Genomic DNA, 22,547 nt, shown 5'->3' on the forward strand with positions numbered 1-22,547 from the left:
CGGCTCAGTGCTCCCCGGCCGGGCTTCCCACCTGACCGCCGTCGACGGCGCCAGATGCGCCCTCCGACTCGCCACTGGGCTTGACAGGACGACGCGGCTCCTCGTCGTCCCAATCCTTGGGCGGACGCGGCGCACGGCCTGACATGATGTCGTTGATCTGATCCGAGTCGATGGTCTCGTACTTCATCAGCGCGCCCGCCATGGCATGCAGATGCTCCATGTGTTCGACCAGCAGGCCGCGGGCGCGCTCATAGTTGCGCTCGACGATGCTGCGAATCTCCTCGTCGATGACGTGGGTGGTCTCGTCAGAGACGCTCTTATGCTGCGTCACCGAGTGGCCGAGGAAGACCTCCTGCTCGTCTTCACTGTAGGTCAGCGGACCGAGTCGGTCGGATAGCCCCCACTTGGTGACCATGTTGCGTGCGATCTCGGTCGCGCGGTGGATGTCGTTCTGCGCCCCCGTGGTGACGCTCTCCTCACCGAAGATCAGCTCCTCGGCCACGCGTCCGCCGAAGAGGCTGGAGACCTGACTTTCGAGCCGCTGCTTGCTGTAGCTGAAGCGGTCGTCCTCGGGCAGGAAGAGCGTGACACCCAGCGCGCGGCCGCGCGGGATGATGCTGACCTTGTGCACCGGATCGTGATCGGGCACCAGGCGGCCGACGATGGCGTGGCCGGACTCGTGGTAGGCCGTGAGCTTCTTCTCGTCCTCGGACATCACCATGGAGCGCCGCTCGGCGCCCATCATGATCTTGTCCTTGGCCTTCTCCATGTCGTCCATGTCGACCATCTTCTTGTCCGAGCGCGCCGCGAAGAGCGCCGCCTCGTTGACCAGGTTGGCGAGGTCGGCACCGGAGAAGCCTGGGGTACCACGCGCCAGCACCGAGGCCCTGACGTCCTCGCCTGCCGGGATCTTACGCATGTGCACCTTGAGGATCTGCTCGCGCCCGCGCACGTCAGGCAGCGGGACCACCACCTGACGATCGAAACGCCCTGGACGCAGCAGCGCCGGGTCAAGGACGTCTGGGCGGTTGGTCGCCGCGATGACGATGACGCCCTCATTACCCTCGAATCCGTCCATCTCGACCAGGAGCTGATTCAGGGTCTGCTCGCGCTCATCGTGACCGCCGCCCAAACCGGCGCCACGGTGACGACCCACGGCGTCGATCTCATCGATGAAGATGATGCAGGGTGCGTGCTTCTTGGCCTGCTCGAACATATCGCGCACGCGAGAAGCACCCACGCCGACGAACATCTCGACGAAGTCCGAGCCCGAAATGGTGAAGAACGGCACCTTGGCCTCGCCGGCGATGGCGCGAGCCAGGAGCGTCTTGCCCGTGCCGGGCGGGCCGACCATGAGCACGCCCTTGGGGATCTTACCGCCGAGCTTCTGGAACTTGTTCGGGTCGCGCAGGAAATCGACCATCTCGGAGACTTCGTCCTTGGCCTCCTCGGCGCCCGCCACGTCCTGGAAGGTGACCTTCACCTGATCCTCGGACAACATGCGCGCCCGGCTCTTACCGAAGGACATGGCCCCGCGACCACCAGCGCCGCCCTGCATCTGGCGCATGAAGAGGATCCATAGCCCGACGAGGATCAACAGCGGGAACCAGTTGATCAGGACCTGCATCAGCACCGACTGTTTCTCGGGCGGTGCGGCCTTGATGATGACGTTATTGTTCAGCAAGTCCCCGACGAGCCCGTCGTCGCCCGGGCTGTAGGTGGAGAAGTGCTGGCCCGTCGCCGTGACACCCTCGACCATCCGCCCCTGAATCGTCACCTCCTTCACGCTTCCAGCCTTCACCTGCTCGATGAAGTCCGAGTAGTTCAAACTCCTCGGGCTGGATTTGGTCGTGGTGAAATTGTTGAAGACGGACATCAGCACAATGGCGATGACCACCCAAAGTAATATGTTCTTCGCCATGTCACTCACGGCTTGCTGCCCCTAGAATTCGATCGAGTAAAAGGCCCGGATAAACGGGGAAAACTAGCACCGACGGCTCAATGATGAAAGCCTCGTGCGACGAGAAATACCTCGCGGCTTTCCGGCCTGGAGGATTTCGGCTTGCGCGTGGCGACCTGCTTGAAGCTCGTACGCAGGTCGCGCACATAGTCGTCGAAGCCCGCGCCATGGAAAGCTTTGACGACCATGGCCCCACCTAGTTTCAACTGCTCGCGCGCTAGATCCAAGGCTAGCTCGATCAAGTACATCGCGCGCGTCTGGTCGACCACCGTCGTTCCGGTGATATTGGGGGCCATGTCCGAAAGCACCAGATCCAGCGGCTCACCACCCAAGGCATCGCGAAGCTGGTCGAGAACCTCGTCTTCGCGAAAATCACCCTCGATGAAGCAAACATCCGCCAGCGGGTCCATCGCCAGGATATCGAGCGCGATCACCTGACCACGGGCACCGACCAGACGACTGGCGATCTGCGACCAGCTGCCAGGCGCCGCGCCCAGATCGAGCACGCGCATACCGGGCTTGAGTACAGGGTCCTTCTCTTGGATCTCGAGCAGCTTGTAAGCGGCACGCGAACGATAGCCGTCCTGCTGCGTTCGCTTGACATAGGGATCGTTGACGTGGCGGTCGAGCCAGCGCCGGCTAGATTTCGTCTTTGCCATGGAGTCTGCTGCGGGTCGCCGCTGCCGCCATTCGATCGAACGACGGCGCGGATAAGGGTCTTGCGCGACCGAGCACAGGCTCGCGACAAGACTTACAAGGGATGAGACCAAGACTCACAGGATATAGAAATCCCATGCATCCGGCGAATCCCATCGAACCGACGGCCGATTCGACCCCATGAGCGCCCCGCGCGGATCAGATGTCGTGCACCCAGGAGAAGCGAAAGATCTCCAGCAGAAATCCCGCTAGCCCGCCACCGAGCAGCCCGCCAACAACCGCCGTCTGAATCTCGTGGTGCATGGTCACGGCCGCGAGCTGCGGCAGCCCGCCCTCGGCACCCAGCAAGGGAGCCGCCACCATCCAGACGCTGCCCGCAGCGATGCCCGCCAAGATCGCCATGACCGCGGCCTCTATGAGATAGCAAGGGCGCGATTCCAGCCTGAGCCGCCGCGAGATCCGAACCCAGGCGCGCACCGATCCAACATAGAGCACGCCGCTGACGCTGACGAGAAATGCCAGGATGACGAAGGTCGAGAAGGGTGCTGGATGCAGCGGCTCGACCACGGCAAGCACCACGCCGCCAAAGGCGCCCGAACTGAGCCCCGCGAGCAACTTGCCGGGCACATGGCGCGAACAGCGCCGCGGAAAAGCGACCGTCAAGCCAACTGCGGCGGCAAGCACGGAGGCGACGACGACGACATTTGTCAGCGTCGCCCCTTCAGAGAGCAAGATCAAGACAGCAACCCCCGCCACAGCGCCGATGCCAGTGCTGAGCAGCGCGAGTTCGCGCGCGCCATAGAGCACAGCGCCAGCCCCTGCAGCAAGGCCCGAGGCAAGCGGATAGGCGGACACACCTAGCCCGGCTCCGCTCATGAGTTCGAGAAGGCCGGTGAACAGCGGCGCGTAGATCATGCCGATCAGGCTCCAGACGATCGCCCTCATGAAGGCGAGTCTGACGCGCGACGCGGACGAGACGGGGCGAGAACCTAAGCGCTCATAAGGGCGCGCATTGGCAAAGTCGGAGGTTGTTTCGGACGGGGTGGCCATCGCCAAGAATTCCGCAAAAGAGAGTGACTGCAAAGAACCATAAGAATGCCCGAGCAATGGCTCGTCCCCCTATGATCCAACTCAAGGATGCCCCGGAAAGCCAACCGCTCCCGCTGACATCTGACCGGGAGCCCATCGAGCACCGACGCAGCCCAGGAGGACACGGCCTTGGCCGTCATAACATAACAATGCTTTGGCCGTCTCCTTCGATCTCAAGGCTAGATCGCAAGCGGCGGCAGGACAGAGACCCCTTTCACAGCCAACGAAAAACGGGGCCGAAGCCCCGTTTTCGATTCCGAGAATCGAGACGACCTGCTCAGCCTGCCTTCAAGGTCCAGGAAGCGCACCAGCCGTTGACGTTGATCAGCTTGCCAGGGAAGAGCTGGCAGCCTTTGTAATCACCTTCACCGACATCTGCCAACATGAAGTTGCAGTTCGCGCAATGCTGCTGATCGGGCGGAAGGCCCGGACGCGCAGAGGCAACACGCTCGGACGCGGCCGCGTCTGCGTGGTACTTCAGGGCCTGAGCGGTAGGATCGTCCGCGGTGACAGCGTTTGCAGGGGCTTGCGCGCGCGCGGTGCCCAAGCCGACCATGTTGATCACCGGGATGGCTGCTGCAGTGCCGAGCATAACCTTGACGGCGTCGCGACGGCTCTTGCTCATTGGCTTATCAGACATGAATGTCACTCCTAGTTAAGGCACAGTGTGGTGATTCCGACACTCCCAGCCGGTTGCCGAGAGCCGCCCGCCATTGTGCAACACTGGGCTGAAAAAGGCGAGCGTTCCGCCGTGACATTGCCACGGGCAACCGTCGTCTACAGTTAGAGGCGATCATCTAACGAAAGTGCCGGCACCGATGAAGTGGGACCTCCAGTACTTGGTATCGAGCTTGGACACGAGGACCTGCTTGCGCGACGTCGAGGCGTGCACGAAGCGCCCCTCATCGACCATCAGCCCGACGTGGTAGGAGTCCGGCCCCGTCTTGAAAAAAACCAGATCACCCGCTCGCAAGCGCCCACGCCTGACACGCTTGGCGGCCTTGTGCTGCGCGGCTGCGGTGCGGGGAATGGAGAGTCCAGCCTGACTGTGGGCATAGTAGGTCAGCCCACTGCAGTCGAAACCCTCCCGCGGCGCCTCAGCACCCCAGACATAGGGCTTGCCGACCTGCGCGAGTCCGTTGTGCACCAGGTCCGAGCGTTTCCCGCCCGAGCCCCCGAGTCCGGCACAGCCGGAGACCAGCAGGGCCAGGCAGATGACAAGGAGCAAGTTCTGATCGAGCGCGCGGCATCTCCTCATAAACAACTCTCGATTCAAGGGCTAATGACTTGTAATCATAGAGACTCTATCGAGCATTTTCACCTCGTTTTCAGAATCGCAACACCCCTCTGACGATCAGCGTCGGCGCACTCGCCTAGGGCCTGGGCCGCAGCACCGCCGACAGGCTTTACCTCGGCGCAATCAACACTTACATTTACGCAGCTATCTGTGCTCCAGGCAGGCTTGCCGCGCTGACGCGGCTCTTCGGCACAGGCTTGGAAGCGCCGCCCTTGGCGCGGTCAGCCCCAGCAACACCGCATGGCGTCGCGGCGGGGGCCCGCTCCCGCAATGTCGTATTCAGCCGCTTTCAGGCCCGATTCGCGTCAGCCGCCCGGAAGGCATCAAGAGGCACCTTTGTCAGCTCGATACAGATTTCTCTACCTCCGCGGATCCTCGCTAGCCGAAGGCACCAGCCTTCGCGGATTCGGGTCCCCTCAAGCGCCTTTGGAGTTGAACGCATGAGCGAAACCAAGCACTGCCGGCTACTGATCCTGGGATCCGGTCCCGCCGGCTACACCGCCGCTGTCTATGCAGCCCGCGCCAACCTGAATCCCGTGCTGGTCACCGGCCTGGAGCAAGGCGGCCAGCTGATGACCACGACCGATGTCGACAACTGGGCCGGCGACCCAGATGGCGTGCAGGGTCCTGAGCTGATGGACCGGATGCGACGTCACGCCGAACGCTTCGAGACGCAGATCATTTTCGATCATGTCAATTCGGTCGATCTGAGCACCCGTCCGTTCAAACTGGTCGGTGACTCCGCCGTCTATACCTGCGATGCGCTGATCATCGCCACCGGTGCGAGCGCCATGTATCTCGGGCTGCCCTCAGAGCAGGAATTCCGTGGCAAGGGCGTTTCAGCCTGTGCAACCTGCGACGGTTTTTTCTATCGCAATCAAAAGGTCGCGGTTATCGGCGGCGGCAACACTGCGGTGGAAGAGGCGCTCTACCTCTCCAACATTGCCTCCGAGGTCACGCTGGTCCATCGACGCGACGCCCTGCGTGCCGAGAAGATTCTGCAAAAGCACCTCTTCGAAAAGGTGGAGAAAGGCAATATCAAGATCGCCTGGAGTCACCTGCTCGACGACATCCTTGGCGATGCGACGGGCGTCACCGGAATGCGCATCAAGAGCGTGAAGGACGGATCCACGCAAGACGTCGACCTGCAAGGCGTCTTCATCGCCATCGGACACAAGCCGAACACGCAAATGTTCGAAGGGCAGCTCGAGATGAACAACGGCTATCTCAAGGTTCAAAGCGGCACCCAGGGCAATGCAACCGCCACCTCAGTGCCGGGCGTCTTCGCCGCCGGAGATGTCATGGATCAGGTCTATCGCCAGGCGATCACCTCGGCCGGCAGCGGCTGCATGGCGGCACTGGACGCCGAGAAGTACCTCGACGCCCTTGAGTCTTCCGGAAACTGACGCCGGGCCGACGACGCAGCAGCCTTCGCCGTCGGCGCAACCCCTTGTACTCAACCGAGAGATTCCGAACGACCGCCTGGCTCGGAACCGAGTTGCCGAGAAGGGAACCCGGTTGCCTGGATTGGCTGACCGTGAGACGCCCCTATCTGAGAGGTCATGACGTAACGACCTTCCGGATTTGATGTACAAACTCACAACGCATTCGACAATCGCCGAGATTCCCGCACCCACCTGGAATGCGCTCGCCGATCCCGACACGCCCTTCATGCGCCATGAGTTCCTTCACGCGATGGAGGAGCACGGATGCGTTGGCGAGCGGCTCGGCTGGATTCCAACCCATCTCGCGCTGCGCGACGACAATGACCGCGTGGTCGCGGCCGCGCCTTGCTACATCAAGCTGAATTCATACGGCGAATTCGTCTTCGATTGGAGCTGGGCCGATGCCTATGAGCGCAGCGGCCGGCGCTACTATCCCAAATTGGTCATCGCCTCGCCCTACACACCGGCAACCGGCCCACGCATCCTCAGGGGGCGCGCGCAACAGCCGGATGCGCTCGCGCGAGCGCTTGCCCAAGGGGCGGTCCAGGTCGCGGAGCGACTCGGCGTCTCCTCTCTGCACTGGCTCTTCACCACGGACGAGGAGACGACCCAGTTGGAAAAGACTGGCCTGATGCGACGTGTCGGCTGCCAGTTCCATTGGCAAACGCGCGGCTACGCGACCTTCGACGACTTTCTATCCAGCCTCAGCGCCGCCAAGCGCAAGATGATCAAGCGCGAACGCCGCCGCGTCGCCGAGAGCGGCCTGCGCATCCGACGCGTGCGCGGCGACGCGGTGACAGAAGCCGAATGGGCCATCTTCCACCAGCTGTACTGCGATACCTTCGACAAGCGCGGCGGTCTCCCGACCTTGACACTGCCCTTCTTCCTGCAGATCGCGGAGTCTATGGGCGAGCAATTGCTGCTGGTGCTCGCCTACGATGGCCCCGCCGTGGTCGCCGCCGCATTCAATCTCCTCGGCCCCCGCTCGCTTTATGGACGTCACTGGGGCTGTTTTCGCGACTACCACAGCCTGCACTTCGAGGCCTGCTATTATCAGGGCCTCGACCACTGCATCGAGAAGGGTCTCGAGCGTTTCGAACCAGGCGCGCAAGGCGAGCACAAGATCAGTCGCGGTTTCTTGCCGACGCGCACCTGGTCCGCCCATTGGATCGCCGAGCCCGACTTCCGATCTGCCGTTTCTCGATTTCTCCTGGCGGAGACTCAGTCGATGGACGACTATATCGTGGAGATGGATAGACGCAGTCCCTATCGGTCCGACACTGCCATGGATCCCACTTGAGAGGCAGACTGAGCTTCGCAGAACCGCGCCGTCATGATCGCCCTACTCGACCCCAACAATCGCACGAGCTTCCCCGATGCGCGACAGGCGCTGCGGGAACCCAACGGACTGCTTGCCGTCGGCGGGGACCTTTCGCCCACGCGCCTGGAGCACGCCTATCGGCGCGGCATCTTTCCCTGGTTCAGCGCCGACGACCCTATCCTATGGTGGTCACCAGACCCCAGGACCGTGCTCTTTCCAGACAAGATTCGCGTCTCCCGCAGCCTGCGCAAACGTCTGCGCAAGGACCTGCTTTCCGTCACCCTGGATCGCGATTTCGCCGGAGTCATCCATGGCTGCTCACAACCACGCGAAGCGGACGGCGGAACCTGGCTGATTCCAAAGATGATTGCGGCCTACGAAGCCCTGCACGCGCGAGGACTGGCACACTCCGTCGAGGTTTGGGCGGAAGGCAGGCTGGTTGGCGGCCTCTACGGAGTGGCCATTGGCGGGGCCTTCTTCGGCGAGTCCATGTTCAGCCGCGTCACGGATGCCTCCAAGGTCGCCTTGGTCCATCTCTGCAAGACGCTCGATGACTGGGGGTTCGGTGTCGTCGACTGCCAGATGCGCACCGACCACCTCGTGAGCATGGGCGCGATCGAGATCCCGCGCTCGGAGTTCATCACCCTACTCAACCGCTACTGCGACGCCCCGAACCGATGCGGAAGCTGGGATGACGGCGCCCCACCACGGAGTTCCAACAGGATTTGGCCCCTTGCCGAAGCGGACAATGTCGCGCCATCATGACCCAGTCAGTCGATCACAACCACGGGCGCCACCTCTCGCTCTACATGACGGCCGACCACGCTTGCTCTTACCTGGACGACCAACTCGCCCGCACCCTCTTTGTCGACCCGACCGCGAGGATCGACAACGCCACCTACCAGATTCTCATCGACCAGGGTTTCCGCCGCAGCGGCGCCCATGTCTACCGCCCGGCTTGCCGCGGCTGCGCTCATTGCGTTCCGGTCCGCATCCCGGTGAACGCCTTTCAGCCAGATCGCTCACAACGTCGTAACTGGAAACGCAATGCCAGCGAACTGAGCCTCGTCGATCGTCCCTCTGCCTTCGTGGATGAGCACTTCGCGCTCTATCAGCGCTATCTGCTCGACCGGCACCCTGATGGATCCATGGCCGAGGACACCAGCGAGGAAAGCTACCGACGCTTCTTGGTCGAGCACTGGGGCGGGACCACCCGATTCCTCGAACTGCGCTTGGAAGACCGACTCATCGGCGTCGCCGTCACGGATGTTCTCAATCAGGGCCTGTCGGCCGTCTACACCTTCTTCGACCCGGAGGAGCGCGCTCGCGCGCCAGGGACCTTTGCCGTGCTTGCGCAGATTGAGGCCGCGCGCAGGCTAGCACTGCCTTACCTCTACCTCGGCTATTGGATCGGTGCCTGCCGCAAGATGTCATACAAGGAGCGATTTCGCCCCATCGAAGCCTGGGATGGGCAGCTCTGGAGACGTTTCGAGCGCGCCGAAAAGCTCAGCTTGCATGGACACTAAGAAAATGCCCATCCTTGTTTCCCGATGCGAGCGATGCCGCCCGAAATCCCCCCTAGCCCCCCTTTGCGAAAGGGGGGAAGTTAGGCCCCTTTGCGAAAAGGGGGAAGTTGTTGATGCACACTTCACAAAGCGCTGATTGCTCCTTTCGCTCACCACCTATCGGTTTTATGTAGCCAGGGCTTCCAGCCCTGGCAAACCAGGCCAGGATGGCCTGGCTACGCAGGCTTGGAGCGGCTGTTCCGGTTGATTTCGGGAAACCCATAGGTGTTGAGGCTCCTTTCGATATCTCCTGCCGCTCGCCCAGCCTCTATGCTACAATCCCGCAGCTTTGAAGCCTGCGTTGTAACCCAAACAAATCCACGCCTATGTCAAAAGACGACGTCATCCAAATGGAAGGCACGGTCATGGAGACCCTGCCCAATACGGTCTTTCGTGTCGAACTCGAGAACGGCCACACGGTAACGGCCCATATCTCGGGAAAGATGCGCAAGCACTACATCCGCATCCTTACCGGAGATAAGGTCACCGTCGAACTCACGCCCTACGACCTAACCAAGGGTCGTATCGTCTACCGCGCGCGCTGACACAGCCCTTTCGCGGCCAACCCAAAACTGCTTCTCCAGACAAAAGAGAACCCCGAAGCTCGCAGGCTCCGGGGCTCGTATCGCTTTTGTCGACGCTGGTCCCCTGCGGCTTCCGGTCACACCTGAGGCGCGACCGAAGGCCCCGTTAGAGATCCTTAGAGATCCTTTTCGACGCCGTTGATTTCGAACGCGAAGGCACCGTCCTTCATGAAGACGCGCACCGAGCCGCCGTTCACCAGATCACCGAACAGCAGCTCATTGGCCAACGGCTTCTTGATGCGTTGCTGGATCACCCGCGCCATCGGCCTTGCGCCCATCTTCGGGTCATAGCCGGTCTCGGCGAGCGAATTCCGGCCATCCTCGTCGACGGTGAGATGCACTTTCTTTTCTTCGAGCTGCTGCTCGAGTTCGAAAATGAACTTGTCGACCACGCTGCGGATCGTCTCCTCGCCGAGCGGACCGAACTGAACGATCGCGTCCAGGCGGTTGCGGAACTCTGGCGAGAAGTACCGCTTGAGCGCCTCCATCCCGTCGGTGGCATGATCCTGCTCGGTGAAGCCGATCGAGCGCCTCGAGGTCTCTTCCGCGCCCGCATTGGTCGTCATGACCAGAACCACGTTACGGAAGTCTGCCTTGCGGCCGTTGTTGTCCGTCAGGGTACCGTGATCCATCACCTGCAAGAGCAGATTGAAGACATCCGGGTGGGCCTTTTCGATCTCGTCAAGCAGCAAGACCGCATGCGGGTGTTTGTTGATTTCCTCCGTTAGGAGACCGCCTTGGTCGAAGCCGACGTATCCCGGCGGTGCGCCAATGAGCCGCGAGACCGTGTGACGCTCCATGTACTCAGACATGTCGTAGCGCAACAGCTCCATCCCCAAAATGCGCGCGAGCTGCCGCGTCACCTCGGTCTTACCGACACCCGTAGGCCCCGTGAAGAGGAAGGATCCAATCGGCTTCTCTTCCACGCCGAGCCCAGAACGATTCATGCGGATCGCGGAACTCAGGGCATCGATGGCTGGATCCTGCCCATAGACGACCATCTTGAGGTCGCGATCGAGGCTCTTGAGCGATTCGGTATCAGAGGCCGAAACGCGCTTCGGCGGGATGCGCGCCATCTTGGCGACGATCGCCTCGACGTCAGAGACGTCAATACGCTTCTTGCGCTTCGCCGGACTCCTGAGCTGCACATTGGCACCAGCCTCGTCGATCACGTCGATCGCCTTGTCCGGCAGATGGCGATCATTAATGTGGCGGCTAGAGAGTTCCGCGGCCGCGCGCAGCGCTGGGTTGGTATAGCTGACCTGGTGGTGCTCCTCGAAGCGTGACTTCAACCCCTTCAGAATCTCGAAAGTCTCCTCGACGGACGGCTCCTCCACATCGATCTTCTGGAAACGACGCGCCAGCGCTCGGTCCTTCTCGAAGATACCGCGGTACTCTTGATAGGTCGTCGAACCGATGCAGCGCAGGTCTCCAGAGGCGAGGACCGGCTTGAGGAGGTTCGATGCATCCATGACCCCGCCAGAGGCGGACCCGGCACCGATGATGGTGTGGATCTCGTCGATGAAGAGGATCGCATGAGGCTGACGCTTGAGCTGCGCCAGCACCGACTTGAGGCGCTTCTCGAAGTCGCCGCGGTACTTTGTCCCGGCAACCAGGCCGCCCAGATCGAGCGCGTAGATTACGGCGTCGTTGAGCACCTCGGGGACTTCGGCATCCACGATCTTCTTGGCCAGTCCTTCCGCAATGGCGGTCTTGCCGACCCCGGCCTCACCGACGAACAAGGGGTTGTTCTTGCGACGCCGACAGAGAATCTGGATGGTGCGCTCCACCTCGGGTGCGCGCCCGATCAGCGGGTCGATGCGGCCCTGACGGGCCATCTCGTTGAGGTTGGTGGCGAAGCTCTCAAGCGGGCTTGAGCCCTCTTTCTCCTCACCACGCATCTCTTCGGCGTCGCCGGGCGAATCGTCTTCTTGACTCTCACCGGGCACCTTGGAAATGCCGTGCGAGATGAAGTTGACGACGTCCAGACGCGTCACGTCCTGCTGGTTGAGTAGATAGACCGCCTGCGAATCCTGCTCACTGAACAGCGCCACCAGCACGTTGGCCCCGGTCACCTCTTTCTTACCGGCGGACTGCACGTGGAAGACCGCGCGCTGCAACACCCGCTGAAAGCCGAGCGTCGGTTGGGTGTCCCGCTCTTCGGTGTTGGGGATGATCGGCGTCGTCTCATCAATGAAGGCTGAGATCTCGCGACGCAGCCGCTCGCCGTCCGCCCCGCAAGCGCGGAGCACCTTGGCGGCCGTCGGATTGTCCAACAGCGAGAGCAGCATGTGCTCCACTGTCATGTACTCGTGGTGCTTCACACGCGCCTCTTTGAAGGCTCGGTTAAGCGTGAATTCAAGTTCTTTGCTCAGCATCGGCCTGTTCCAAGGGTGGGTTTACGGAACCGTTATCACTCTCGCGCCTATAGGTCAACTGCCGTCACCTATGCCTCTTCCATGGTGCACATGAGTGGATGCTGATGACTGCGCGCGTAGTCGTTGACTTGCGCGACCTTCGTCTCGGCGATGTCTTTCGTGAAAACACCGCAAACCCCAACGCCGCGTGTGTGGACGTGAAGCATGACTTGCGTCGCCTTCTCGCGATTCATGCCGAAAATAACTTCGAGCACGAGCACCACGAACTCCATCGGCGTGTAATCGTCATTCAGCAGCAAAACCTTATATAAGGGCGGTCGTTTCAGCTTAGGACGGGCCTCTTGGACCGTTAGTCCAGATTCTCGTTCCTCGCTAGGTATATCGTTGCTCATGATCTCGGATTCTAGTCATAGTTCATCAGTGCGCCATGCACCTCCAACGCCTTTGTGCGGGGGCCTAGAGTCGCCACTGCGAGCACCGCCATCGCCTCACCCTAGACCACACACCCGAGTACCCAAGCAGAAGCCGCACGGAGATTCAAGGGGGGGCAGTTTGACCAGCGAAATCAACTCACTATACTACGGAGTTGTGGTACCGCCCGCTGGATTCAAGGCAGGGTGCCAGGCGACTATAACGACCACCAACAAGAGTCCCGTAGAGGTAGGAGGAGTGCGACAATGATCACCGGTGTCGTGAAATGGTTCAATAACGCCAAGGGGTACGGCTTCGTGCAGCCCGACGGAAGGGAGGAGGACGTCTTCGTCCACTTTTCGTCGATCGACATGGAGGGCTACAAAACACTGCGAGAAGGACAAAAGGTCGAGTTCGAACTCAGCGAAGGCCCAAAAGGCTTACACGCCGCCAATGTGCATCGTGTGAGCTAAGGCGATTTCCGTCAAAGCACCGGCAGTCAGAGCGCCGCCAAAACGAACTTAGAATCGATCGGTAGGACCTCAGCGGCAGAGCCCTTGGCTCTGCCGCTTTCGTTTGCCCTACGACATCTTGTCGACGACGGCCTCCCCGAAGCCGGAGCAGCTGAGCTTGGTCGCACCGTCCATCAGACGGTGCAGATCGTAGGTCACGGTCTTGGCGGCGATTGCGCCCTCGACACCCTTGATGACCAGATCGGCGGCCTCGGCCCAGCCCATGTGGCGCAGCATCATCTCCGCCGAGAGGATGAGCGAGCTGGGATTGACCTGATCCTTGCCGGCGTATTTGGGTGCCGTGCCGTGCGTTGCCTCGAACATGGCGACGCTGTCCGAGATGTTCGCGCCCGGCGCCATGCCGATGCCCCCGACCTGCGCGGCGAGCGCATCCGAGATGTAGTCACCGTTCAAGTTCAGGGTCGCGATCACCGCGTACTCCTTAGGGCGCAGCAGGATCTGCTGCAGGAAGGCGTCGGCGATCACATCCTTGACGACGATGTCGCGGCCGGTCTTGGGGTTCTTGAAGGTACACCAGGGACCGCCTTCCAGCTCGGTCGCGCCGAACTCGGACTTCGCCAGCTCATAGCCCCATTGTTTGAAGGCACCCTCGGTGAATTTCATGATGTTGCCCTTGTGAACCAGGGTCACCGAGGGCCGGTCATTGTCGATCGCGTACTGGATCGCCTTGCGCACCAGACGATGCGTCCCTTCCTCTGAGACGGGCTTGATACCAATACCCGAGGTCTCCGGGAAGCGGATCTTGGTGACGCCCATCTCCTTTTGGAGAAAGTCGATGATCTTCTTCGCCTCGGGGGTGCCTTCCTGCCACTCGATGCCGGCATAGATGTCTTCCGAGTTCTCGCGGAAGATCACCATATCCGTGTGCTCGGGCTCTTTGAGCGGGCTCGGTGTCCCACTGAAGTAGCGCACCGGGCGCAGACAGACGTAAAGATCAAGCTCCTGGCGCAGCTTGACGTTGAGCGAGCGGATACCACCGCCGACGGGCGTGGTCAGAGGCCCCTTGATCGAAACGACGAAATCCTTGACGGCCTCGAGCGTCTCGTCAGGCAGCCAGACGTCCTCGCCATAGGTCCGCGTCGATTTCTCCCCGGCGTAGATCTCCATCCACTGGATCTCGCGCTTGCCGCCATAGGCTTTGGCGACGGCGGCATCCGTCACAGCACGCATCACCGGAGTGATGTCGACCCCGATGCCGTCGCCCTCGATGTAGGGGATGATGGGCTTGTCGGGGACGTTGAGCGAGAAATCATCGTTGACGCTAATCTTCTCGCCGGAAGCAGGAACTTGGATCTTGTCGTACGGCATGGGCGGTATTCTCTTCGGTCACTAAAATACGCCAATGCTATCATTTCTGATTTGCATTGCGCAGGCGCTCTTGCTTGCCCGACCTGCCCGCGACAACCACTCGAGTGACACACCCCTGCCCGCTCTGGTCGCGCTGCGGGTTCTAGGAGCCTGTCCGACTTAGGATGAATCGGCTGCGGAATCGGGAGAACGGTCCCTTTCGCCCCGCTTTTTCGTTACATAGAACCACTATGCGCCTCAAAACCGGAACGAAATGGCCTCGCTCTCCCACTTCCTCGCTTCGATCCCCCCAAGTCGGACAGGCTCCTAGGGACGCCCGCGCGACTGAGTGCCTCTATCGAATCTTCCGATCGTTCTGATAGAAACTCCAGATTGGCGCATTGACCGCGCCCTTTATAGGGTTGGGTCTGTGCATTGGCTCATTCGCAAATGCTTATATTTGCGACTCTGCGATGTGCGAATCACCACTCTAAAAAGGAGATCCCCCGATGAGAGCGTCCGCTCTTGCCTTGGCCAGCACGGCCTTGATCGCTGCCTCGGTTTCCGCTTCGGATGAAGCGCTGCGCCAAAAGGCGACCGAGGCCGGTTTGCAGGCATTGCCCACAGAGCTGCAGCAGCCGGCCAACAACCCCGTTACCCCAGAGAAGATCGAACTGGGCTGGATGCTCTTCTTCGATCCGCGCATCTCGGCTAGCGGTATCATCAGCTGCAATACCTGCCACAACCTGGGTACCGGCGGAGATGACAATCTCCCGACATCCGTGGGCCATGGCTGGCAGAAGGGGCCGCGCAATGCCCCGACTGTTTTCAATGCGGTCTTCAATGTTGCGCAGTTCTGGGACGGTCGTGCCGAAGATCTCAAGGAGCAGGCCAAGGGGCCGGTTCAGGCCGGGGTGGAGATGGCGAACAAACCCGAGCAGGTCGTGACCACGCTGAAGAGCATGCCTGAGTATGTGGAGCGTTTCGGCACGGCATTCTCAGGTGAAGCGGATCCAGTGACCTTCGACAACATGGCCAAGGCGATCGAGGCCTTCGAGGTCACCTTGGTGACGCCCAATGCACCCTTCGATAAGTTCATGGCGGGTGACGACGCGGCCATGACGGACGAGCAGAAAGAGGGCCTCTCCCTATTCGTCGATCGCGGCTGCGCCTCCTGTCATAGCGGCGTCAACGTGGGCGGGCAGAGCTATTTCCCCTTCGGTCTGATCAAGCGACCGGGCGCGGACATTCTCCCGCCGGACGACAAGGGCCGCTTCCAGGTCACGCACTCGGCCTCAGATGAGTACGTCTTCCGCGCTGCGCCGCTGCGCAACGTCGCCGTCACGGCACCCTACTTCCACTCGGGTCAGGTCTGGGACCTGACGCAGGCGGTTGCCGTCATGGGTACGGCTCAGCTCGGCACCGAGATCAATGACGAAGAGGCAGCAAAGATCGTCGCCTTCCTGCAGTCTCTCACGGGCGATGTTCCCACTGTCCAGTACCCCGTCCTCCCCGCTGAGACCCGCGATACACCCCGCCCGCAGCTCTGAAACCTCACCCCCGGCCAGCGACCGCTGGCCGGGGGCTACCAGACCCGCGCCAGATCCTCGATCGGCGCGGGTCTGCCGAACAGATAGCCCTGGAAGCCGTGGCAGCCGTTCTTGAGCAGGAAGTCGCGCTGCGCCTCGGTCTCGACGCCCTCGGCGATGATCTCCAGCCCCAGCGACCGGCTCATGGCGAGGATGGCCGCGACGATGGCGGCGTCGTTGGGATCGGTGGTGACGTCGCGGACGAAGGCCTGGTCGATCTTGAGCTGATCGAAGGGCAGGCGTTTGAGATAGGAGAGCGACGAGAAGCCCGTGCCGAAATCATCCAGGGAGAAGCTCACGCCCAGCTTGCGCAGCTGCTGCATCTGCTCGTCGACCTGGTCGGTATTGACGAGAAAGGCGCTCTCGGTCAGCTCGAGCTTGAGGCGCTTTGGGTTGGCGCCTGAGTTGAGGAGGCAGCCTTTTACCTCATGGACGAAGTCGGGCTGACGCAGTTGGCTGGCACTGACATTGATGGCGAGTTGAAGCTTGCGCGTCTCTGTGCGTGCCTCCCAAGCCTTGAGCTGGCGGCAGGCCTCGCGGACGACCCATTGCCCCAATCCAACAATGAGGCCGGTCTCCTCTGCGAGCGGGATGAATTGCATGGGCGGGATCAAGGTGTCCATTGCACGACTGTGCCAGCGTAACAAGGCCTCGGCCCCGATGTAGTGCCCGTACTGATTGATTTGCGGCTGGAAGTAGAGTCTCAACTCTCCTTCTTGCAGCGCCCGCCGTAGCGCCTGCTCCAGCGCGAGACGCGATTCGATGGCGCTCTGCATCTCGGGGCTGAAGAAGCGCACGGTGTTACGCCCTGCGTCCTTCGCTTGATAGAGCGCTACGTCGGACTGTTTGAGCAGGGTCTCGATGGACTCCTCTTGACCGCGGAAGAGGGCGACACCGATGCTCGGCGTGCAATGGTGCAAGGGCTCGCCCGGCACCACGTCGTAAGGCTCGTTGAGCGCGTTGCGGATCTTCTCGGCCACCAGCTCGGCCTCGGTCGCGGCCTTCTCTTCCTCGTGGGCCAACTCCTCCAGCAAGATCACGTACTCGTCGCCGCCAAGGCGCGAGACGGTGTCAAGCTCGCGCAGGGCGCGGGTGATGCGCTGCGCGACCTCCACTAGCAGCCGGTCGCCCGCGTCGTGGCCCCTGGTGTCGTTCAATGCCTTGAAGTGATCCAGGTCCAGCATCAGCAGTGCGCCGTAGCGCTGGTTGCGGCTGCTGGCGACCAGCGCCTGGCCAAGTCGATCGAGCAGCAGCCTGCGGTTGGGGAGGCCGGTCAGGGCGTCGAAATAGGCAAGGCTGCGGATCTGCGCCTCGTCCTCCTTGCGGGCTTGGATGTCGCTGACGGTGACACGGCGCCCCTGATAGTCGCCGTCGTCGCTAAAGACGGGGCGGCAGCGATGATTGACCCAGAGGGTGCTGCCGTCCTTCTTGAGGATGCGCAGCTCGACCTCGCTGATGTCTTTATGGCCGCAGGTTTCCGCGTGCGTCGGCAGGTGAGCCTGCCAAACCGCGTGATCCTCGGGAGAGACGATGGCGTCCAGCAAGCCGGGGTTGGCGTAGAAGTCGGCGACGCTGTAGCCGGTAAAGCGCTCGGCCGACGGGCTCATGTAGCAGAAGCGCCCGTCGGGCAGGGTCCAGTACTCCCAGTCGTAGGTGCAGTCGACCATGGTGTGGAATTTGGCTTCGCTTGCGCGCAGCGCGGCCTCTTTGCGAAGCTCTTCGGTGATGTCCATGCAGAGGCCAACCAGCGCCACGGGCTCGCCGCTGGTGTCGCGCTTGACGCACTTGATGACGCGCAGGTCGTGCAACTGTCCGTCGGCGAACGGCAGTCGCTGCTGGGTCACGACCGCCCCGGATTCGGCCATGGCCTGCGCGTCGGACGCGCGCTGCTCGGCGTCGAAGGGCGCTGGAATGAGATCGCTGTAATGGTGGGCCGCGAGCCAATCTTCCTCGCTGATGCCCATGGCGTCGCACAGGGTGCGGTTGACGAACTCCAGTGCTCCGGATGGCGATAGCATCCAGATCCCGATGGGGGTGTAATCGAGGAGCAGCTGGAGACGCTCGCGATGCCTCGCCAGCGCCTGCTCGTTGCGCTTGCGCTCGCCGATATCGAGGCTGAAGCCGAGGGTGCCGAGCGGCGCGTCTTGCGCATCGACGACCGGTGCCTTGCAGGTCTCCCGCCACTGCAGTTCGCCTGCCTCTGTGCTCGACTCTTCGCGCGCTGTCATCGCGCGGCCTCTCAGCAGTGCCTGCTCTTCGGCGCGATTGCGCTCGGCAACCTCGCGTGGATAGAGGTCGAAGTCGGTCTTGCCGATCAGTTCGGCCGGGCTGGCCGCACCGACCGCGTCGGCGAGGGCGCGATTGACCACTAGGAGCCTTCCCTCGGTGTCCTTGAGCCAGACGGCGAAGGGCAGATTGTCCAATAAGGTTTGCTGATAGGTGGTCTCGCTGGCCGAAGGTTTCCGAGCCATGCGGGCCGCCGTGATGTCCAAGCAGGAGCCGACGTAGCCCATGAGGCGCCCCTCGCTGTCGAAGCTCGGGATAGTGTGGCTCTGGAGCCAGCGATACTCGCCGTCATGGCGTCTCAGTCGGCATTCCACAATGAGCGGGGCGCGTCGCTCGCAGGCATGGTGGCAGGCGGAGAGGCAGTGCTGGCGATCTTCCGGATGGATCGCCTCCATCCATCCCTGTCCGCGCTCTTGCTCGAGTGAGCGGCCAGTGAACTCCAGCCAGGCAGGGCTGAAGAAGTCGCCGTTCATGGTGGCGTCCGCGGCCCAGATCAGCGCGGGGTCGGCGTGGAGCAGGGGCCAGGACCGCAAGGTGCGCTCGATGGTTTGCACCTGACTTGGGGTCCGCTCGGTGATGTCGATACCCGTGCTCAGCATGCCCACGACGCATCCAGTGGCATCGATCTGGGGGCTGTTGTGCCAGGCAACGATGCGTGTCTCGCCCGTCCCTGTCATGATCGGGACGAGCGAATAGGCGTGTCCGTCGATCCGGTTGCACAGCGCCGCGCGTAGGATCTGGCGGGCTGCCTCGGGGTCTGCGTCCGGTGGCAGGCAGTGCCTGACCCAGTTGCGGCCGATCAGCTCAGTCTCAGGTTGGCCTAATAGCTGACAGCCCTTGCGATTGATGCATCGGATGCGGCCTTGGGTATCCAAGGCCAAGATGATCGCCTCGCCCAAGAGGTCTCCGCAGTGAAGAGAGTAGGGGGCCGCCGCTGCATCTTTGGCGGGCTCCAGTTCGCTGCCCGAGGTCATGTCCTTGCTTTCCATTCCGTTCCGCGCTTTGGCCCCAGTATCGGAGGCGTGGACGGGAAAATCTAGTCCTTGAGCTCGGTGCGTGCATCTCAAGCCGGGCGCGGGGCATCTTGATCCACGCTCGCTTGGGGTCGCGGTGCTCCAGGGCGCCTGTCAATCAAGGCGCTAGCCGCTCAATCGACCATTCGTCGGCGCGGTCGTCGCTCCTGATGTAGCGGAAGCGGTCATGCAGGCGGCTCTCGCGGCCTTGCCAGAATTCGATCATCCGCGGAATCACGCGATAGCCACCCCAGAAATCCGGAAGCGGGATCTCGCCTTTGGCGAACTTGCGGGCCATTTCCGCCACCTTGCCCTCGAGGATGGAGCGCGAGCTGATCACCTGGCTCTGCGGCGATGACCAGGCGCCGATCTGACTGCCGCGCGGGCGGGTCGCGAAGTAGCTGAGCGACTCTGTGGTCGAGATGCGCTCAGCCCGCCCCGTGATCTGCACCTGCCTGGCAAGTGCGACCCAGGGAAAGAGCAGGGCGACCCGAGGATTCTGCTCGATCTCCTTGGCTTTGCGGCTCTCATAGTTGGTGAAGAAGACGAAGCCGCGCGCGTCATAAAGCTTCAGCAGCACGGTTCGCGCCGATGGCTGGCCGTCGGCATCCACGGTGCAGAGCGTCATGCCGTTCGGCTCTGGCAGGTCGGTGCTCAGTGCCAGCTCGTACCAGTCTTGGAACTGTTCGATCGGGCTGGGGCTTAGCTCGTGATGGGCGAGGCCGTGCTCCATGAGCGCGCGTCTCAGCTCGGCTGGGTTGGCGTTCATGCCGACTCTCGCGCAGCGGTGGTGCGCAGAGGTGGCTGAGCGCACTCAATCATGCAGTACCTAAGATCAAGATTATTCATTGAAAATTGTCAATAGCAATAGAGAAAATTAGGATAATTGACTCGTCAAATGCTCACGCTCTAGGTAGGTTTTTGCGCCAAGACCAAGTTACATGGTCAATCACCCGCTGTCTCGCTGTCGTTCAGAAGCCACTGAGACCCGGTACCTAGAGCCGGAAAGACGGGCAAGCGCGGCCCCAAATATAACCACGAGAGGAGCATTGCAAATGACCCGCCAAGATCAAATCAAGGCCATCGAACAGGATTGGGCAGAAAATCCCCGCTGGACCGACGTGAGTCGCGGCTACTCCGCCGCCGACGTGGTGAGACTGCGCGGCTCGGTTCAGCCGGAGCACACCTATGCCAAACGCGGCGCCGAGAAGCTGTGGAAGCTGGTTCGCGGCGATGCCAAGAAGGGCTACGTGAACTGCATGGGCGCCATCACCGGCGGTCAGGCCATGCAGCAGGCCAAGGCCGGTATCGAGGCCATCTATCTTTCCGGCTGGCAGGTCGCGGCCGACGGCAATACCTCCGAGACCATGTACCCGGACCAGTCGCTCTATGCTTACGACTCGGTCCCGACCATGGTGCGGCGTATCAACAACACCTTCAAGCGCGCCGACGAGATCCAGTGGGCCAAGGGCATCGAGCCCGGTGAAGAGGGCTTCGTCGACTACTTCCTGCCGATCGTAGCGGATGCCGAGGCCGGCTTCGGCGGTGTGCTCAACGCCTTCGAGCTGATGAAGAACATGATTGGCGCCGGCGCCTCCGGCGTGCACTTCGAAGACCAGCTCGCCGCCGTCAAGAAGTGCGGCCACATGGGCGGTAAAGTGCTGGTCCCGACCCGCGAGGCGGTGCAAAAGCTGGTCGCCGCGCGCCTGGCCTCAGATGTCATGGGCGTGCCGACCCTGCTGCTCGCCCGCACCGACGCCGAGGCCGCCAACCTCCTGACCAGCGACGTTGACGACAACGATCGCCCCTTCGTCACCGGCGCCCGCAGCGATGACGGCTTCTACCGCGTCAAGAACGGCCTGGAGCAGGCCATCAGCCGCGGTCTGGCCTATGCGCCCTACGCCGACCTGGTGTGGTGCGAGACCGGCACGCCGGACCTCGGCTTCGCCCGTGAGTTCGCCCAGGCGGTGCTCGCGCAGAATCCGAATAAGCTCCTGGCCTACAACTGCTCGCCCTCCTTCAACTGGAAGAAGAACCTGGACGACAGCACCATCGCCCGCTTCCAGGACGAGCTGGCGGACATGGGCTACAAGTACCAGTTCATCACCCTGGCCGGGATCCACAACATGTGGTTCAACATGTTCGACCTGGCCTACGACTACGCCCGCGGCGAGGGTATGCGTCACTACGTCGAAAAGGTCCAGGCGCCGGAGTTCGAGGCGCGCGAGAAGGGCTACACCTTCGTCTCCCACCAGCAGGAGGTGGGTGCCGGCTACTTCGACGATGTCACCACCGTCATCCAGGGCGGCACTTCCTCGGTCACGGCGCTGACCGGCTCGACCGAAGAGGAGCAGTTCTAGTCGCGTCGACGGGCGGCCCTGGGCCCCCCGCGCCGTGTTCGGAGACTCGCTTGTAATCGCCTCTCCCTCTGCTAGCTTTGATGTGCCCTACCATTTCAAATCAAAGGTATAAGAGAGGTGTTTTATGGTCCGCGCCCACATTCGAGGTTTCGCCGCGATCACGCTTCTGACGCTTTTGTCGGCCACGCTCGTCGTGGATGCTCAGCCGCCACGACGGCCCTGGAACGATCAGCCTTGGGAGCTGCCCAAGGCGCGCGGTCAATCGGTTGCGATCGCACTCAAGACGGACCCGCTCGAGGATCCCGAGGCAGCCTGCGTTGCGCTGCAGATTGGCATGAACCTGATGATGAGCACCCTGAGCGTGAATGGCGCCAGCGTCGATGTCGAACCTGCACGGGACGTGACGCTGTTTCCGACCCTGGGCGGAGTCGAGCTGGTCAATCCGGCAAATGACTTCAGCGCGACGGACTGCATGACCCAATCCGGGCCCATGCCGTTGAGCGATATCTTGGCCGGCTATACGGGACTGGGTGGTCGGGTGCTCGTTTGCGGGCTCTGCGCCGCCGCGCGGGGCATTACGGCGCCGACCGATGGCGCCATCGGCAACGCCCAGCAGGTGCATGAGCTGTTCCTCTACTCCGATAAGGTCATCGACTTCTAGCCGTGAAGGGGTGCGCCAGCTGCCAGTTGTCAAGGCTAAGAAAGCGTCCATCAACAACTTCCCCCCTTTCGCAAAGGGGGGCTAGGGGGGATTTCGGGCGGCATCGCTCGC

General features: G+C 62.0%; 19 protein-coding genes. 9 read left to right on the top strand and 10 right to left on the bottom strand.

From position 1 onward, the window contains the following. Positions 1-4: 4 nt before the first annotated feature. From ftsH to G3480_RS10130, 5 genes are all read right to left on the bottom strand, one after another. A complete protein-coding gene (gene ftsH, locus G3480_RS10110; protein ID WP_164653767.1) occupies positions 5-1,921 on the bottom strand; it encodes an ATP-dependent zinc metalloprotease FtsH in 1,917 nt (638 codons plus the stop codon). A 77-nt stretch (positions 1,922-1,998) separates the two neighbouring features. Continuing rightward, positions 1,999-2,619 (bottom strand): 23S rRNA (uridine(2552)-2'-O)-methyltransferase RlmE, encoded by a 621-nt coding sequence (gene rlmE / locus G3480_RS10115; protein ID WP_164653768.1) that lies wholly within the window; start codon positions 2,617-2,619, stop codon positions 1,999-2,001. A gap of 196 nt (positions 2,620-2,815) precedes the next feature. Then, on the bottom strand, positions 2,816-3,667 hold the full coding sequence (locus tag G3480_RS10120) for a hypothetical protein (RefSeq protein ID WP_164653769.1): 852 nt from the start codon (positions 3,665-3,667) through the stop codon (positions 2,816-2,818). A gap of 316 nt (positions 3,668-3,983) precedes the next feature. Next, positions 3,984-4,346, bottom strand: a complete 363-nt coding sequence (locus G3480_RS10125) for a high-potential iron-sulfur protein (protein WP_164653770.1) — start codon at positions 4,344-4,346, stop codon at positions 3,984-3,986. A gap of 153 nt (positions 4,347-4,499) precedes the next feature. After that, positions 4,500-4,964: a C40 family peptidase gene (locus G3480_RS10130; protein ID WP_164653771.1), complete on the bottom strand. Its 465-nt coding sequence runs from the start codon at positions 4,962-4,964 to the stop codon at positions 4,500-4,502. Positions 4,965-5,443: 479 nt separating this feature from the next. On the opposite strand from G3480_RS10130, the gene trxB reads away from it, so the two are divergent. The 5 genes from trxB to infA all read left to right on the top strand — a co-directional run bounded on the left by trxB (position 5,444) and on the right by infA (position 9,879). Next, positions 5,444-6,409 (top strand): thioredoxin-disulfide reductase, encoded by a 966-nt coding sequence (gene trxB, locus G3480_RS10135; protein ID WP_164653772.1) that lies wholly within the window; start codon positions 5,444-5,446, stop codon positions 6,407-6,409. Between the two features lie 181 nt (positions 6,410-6,590). Further along, the gene (locus tag G3480_RS10140; RefSeq protein WP_164653773.1) at positions 6,591-7,748 is read left to right on the top strand and encodes a GNAT family N-acetyltransferase; all 1,158 of its coding nucleotides are present in this window, start codon (positions 6,591-6,593) and stop codon (positions 7,746-7,748) included. 33 nt (positions 7,749-7,781) lie between these two features. Next, on the top strand, positions 7,782-8,534 hold the full coding sequence (aat, locus tag G3480_RS10145; RefSeq protein WP_164653774.1) for a leucyl/phenylalanyl-tRNA--protein transferase: 753 nt from the start codon (positions 7,782-7,784) through the stop codon (positions 8,532-8,534). Continuing rightward, entirely contained in the window at positions 8,531-9,295 is a 765-nt protein-coding gene (locus tag G3480_RS10150; protein ID WP_164653775.1) for an arginyltransferase, read from the top strand. Before aat ends, G3480_RS10150 begins: the two co-directional genes overlap by 4 nt. A gap of 365 nt (positions 9,296-9,660) precedes the next feature. Further along, positions 9,661-9,879 carry a translation initiation factor IF-1 gene (infA, locus tag G3480_RS10155; protein ID WP_164451408.1) on the top strand — a complete coding sequence of 73 codons (219 nt, stop codon included), beginning with the start codon at positions 9,661-9,663 and terminating at the stop codon, positions 9,877-9,879. A 155-nt stretch (positions 9,880-10,034) separates the two neighbouring features. Here infA and clpA read toward each other — a convergent pair whose 3' ends face one another. Both clpA and clpS read right to left on the bottom strand, forming a co-directional pair. Further along, positions 10,035-12,296 (bottom strand): ATP-dependent Clp protease ATP-binding subunit ClpA, encoded by a 2,262-nt coding sequence (clpA, locus tag G3480_RS10160; protein ID WP_164653776.1) that lies wholly within the window; start codon positions 12,294-12,296, stop codon positions 10,035-10,037. A gap of 68 nt (positions 12,297-12,364) precedes the next feature. Next, positions 12,365-12,688, bottom strand: coding sequence for an ATP-dependent Clp protease adapter ClpS (gene clpS, locus G3480_RS10165; protein ID WP_164653777.1), 324 nt, complete (start codon positions 12,686-12,688; stop codon positions 12,365-12,367). Between the two features lie 285 nt (positions 12,689-12,973). Between clpS and G3480_RS10170 the strand changes: the two genes are divergently transcribed. Further along, on the top strand, positions 12,974-13,180 hold the full coding sequence (locus tag G3480_RS10170) for a cold-shock protein (protein WP_164653778.1): 207 nt from the start codon (positions 12,974-12,976) through the stop codon (positions 13,178-13,180). Positions 13,181-13,288: 108 nt separating this feature from the next. Here the strand turns inward: G3480_RS10170 and icd are convergent, their stop codons facing one another. Next, a complete protein-coding gene (gene icd / locus G3480_RS10175) occupies positions 13,289-14,548 on the bottom strand; it encodes an NADP-dependent isocitrate dehydrogenase (RefSeq protein ID WP_164653779.1) in 1,260 nt (419 codons plus the stop codon). Positions 14,549-15,036: 488 nt separating this feature from the next. Between icd and G3480_RS10180 the strand changes: the two genes are divergently transcribed. Beyond that, positions 15,037-16,077 (top strand): cytochrome-c peroxidase, encoded by a 1,041-nt coding sequence (locus G3480_RS10180; protein WP_164653780.1) that lies wholly within the window; start codon positions 15,037-15,039, stop codon positions 16,075-16,077. Between the two features lie 35 nt (positions 16,078-16,112). On the opposite strand, the gene G3480_RS10185 is transcribed toward G3480_RS10180, so the two are convergent. Further along, a complete protein-coding gene (locus tag G3480_RS10185; RefSeq protein WP_164653781.1) occupies positions 16,113-19,376 on the bottom strand; it encodes a sensor domain-containing protein in 3,264 nt (1,087 codons plus the stop codon). Between the two features lie 157 nt (positions 19,377-19,533). After that, a complete protein-coding gene (gene pdxH / locus G3480_RS10190) occupies positions 19,534-20,184 on the bottom strand; it encodes a pyridoxamine 5'-phosphate oxidase (protein WP_164653782.1) in 651 nt (216 codons plus the stop codon). A gap of 286 nt (positions 20,185-20,470) precedes the next feature. Here pdxH and aceA point away from each other — a divergent pair, with 286 nt between their 5' ends. Next, positions 20,471-21,775: an isocitrate lyase gene (aceA, locus tag G3480_RS10195; protein WP_164653783.1), complete on the top strand. Its 1,305-nt coding sequence runs from the start codon at positions 20,471-20,473 to the stop codon at positions 21,773-21,775. A gap of 124 nt (positions 21,776-21,899) precedes the next feature. After that, positions 21,900-22,436: a DsrE family protein gene (locus G3480_RS10200; protein WP_164653784.1), complete on the top strand. Its 537-nt coding sequence runs from the start codon at positions 21,900-21,902 to the stop codon at positions 22,434-22,436. Positions 22,437-22,547 lie beyond the last annotated feature (111 nt).

The sequence above is a fragment of the Thiorhodococcus mannitoliphagus genome (assembly GCF_010915725.1).
In the GTDB taxonomy this organism is placed as follows: domain Bacteria; phylum Pseudomonadota; class Gammaproteobacteria; order Chromatiales; family Chromatiaceae; genus Thiorhodococcus; species Thiorhodococcus mannitoliphagus.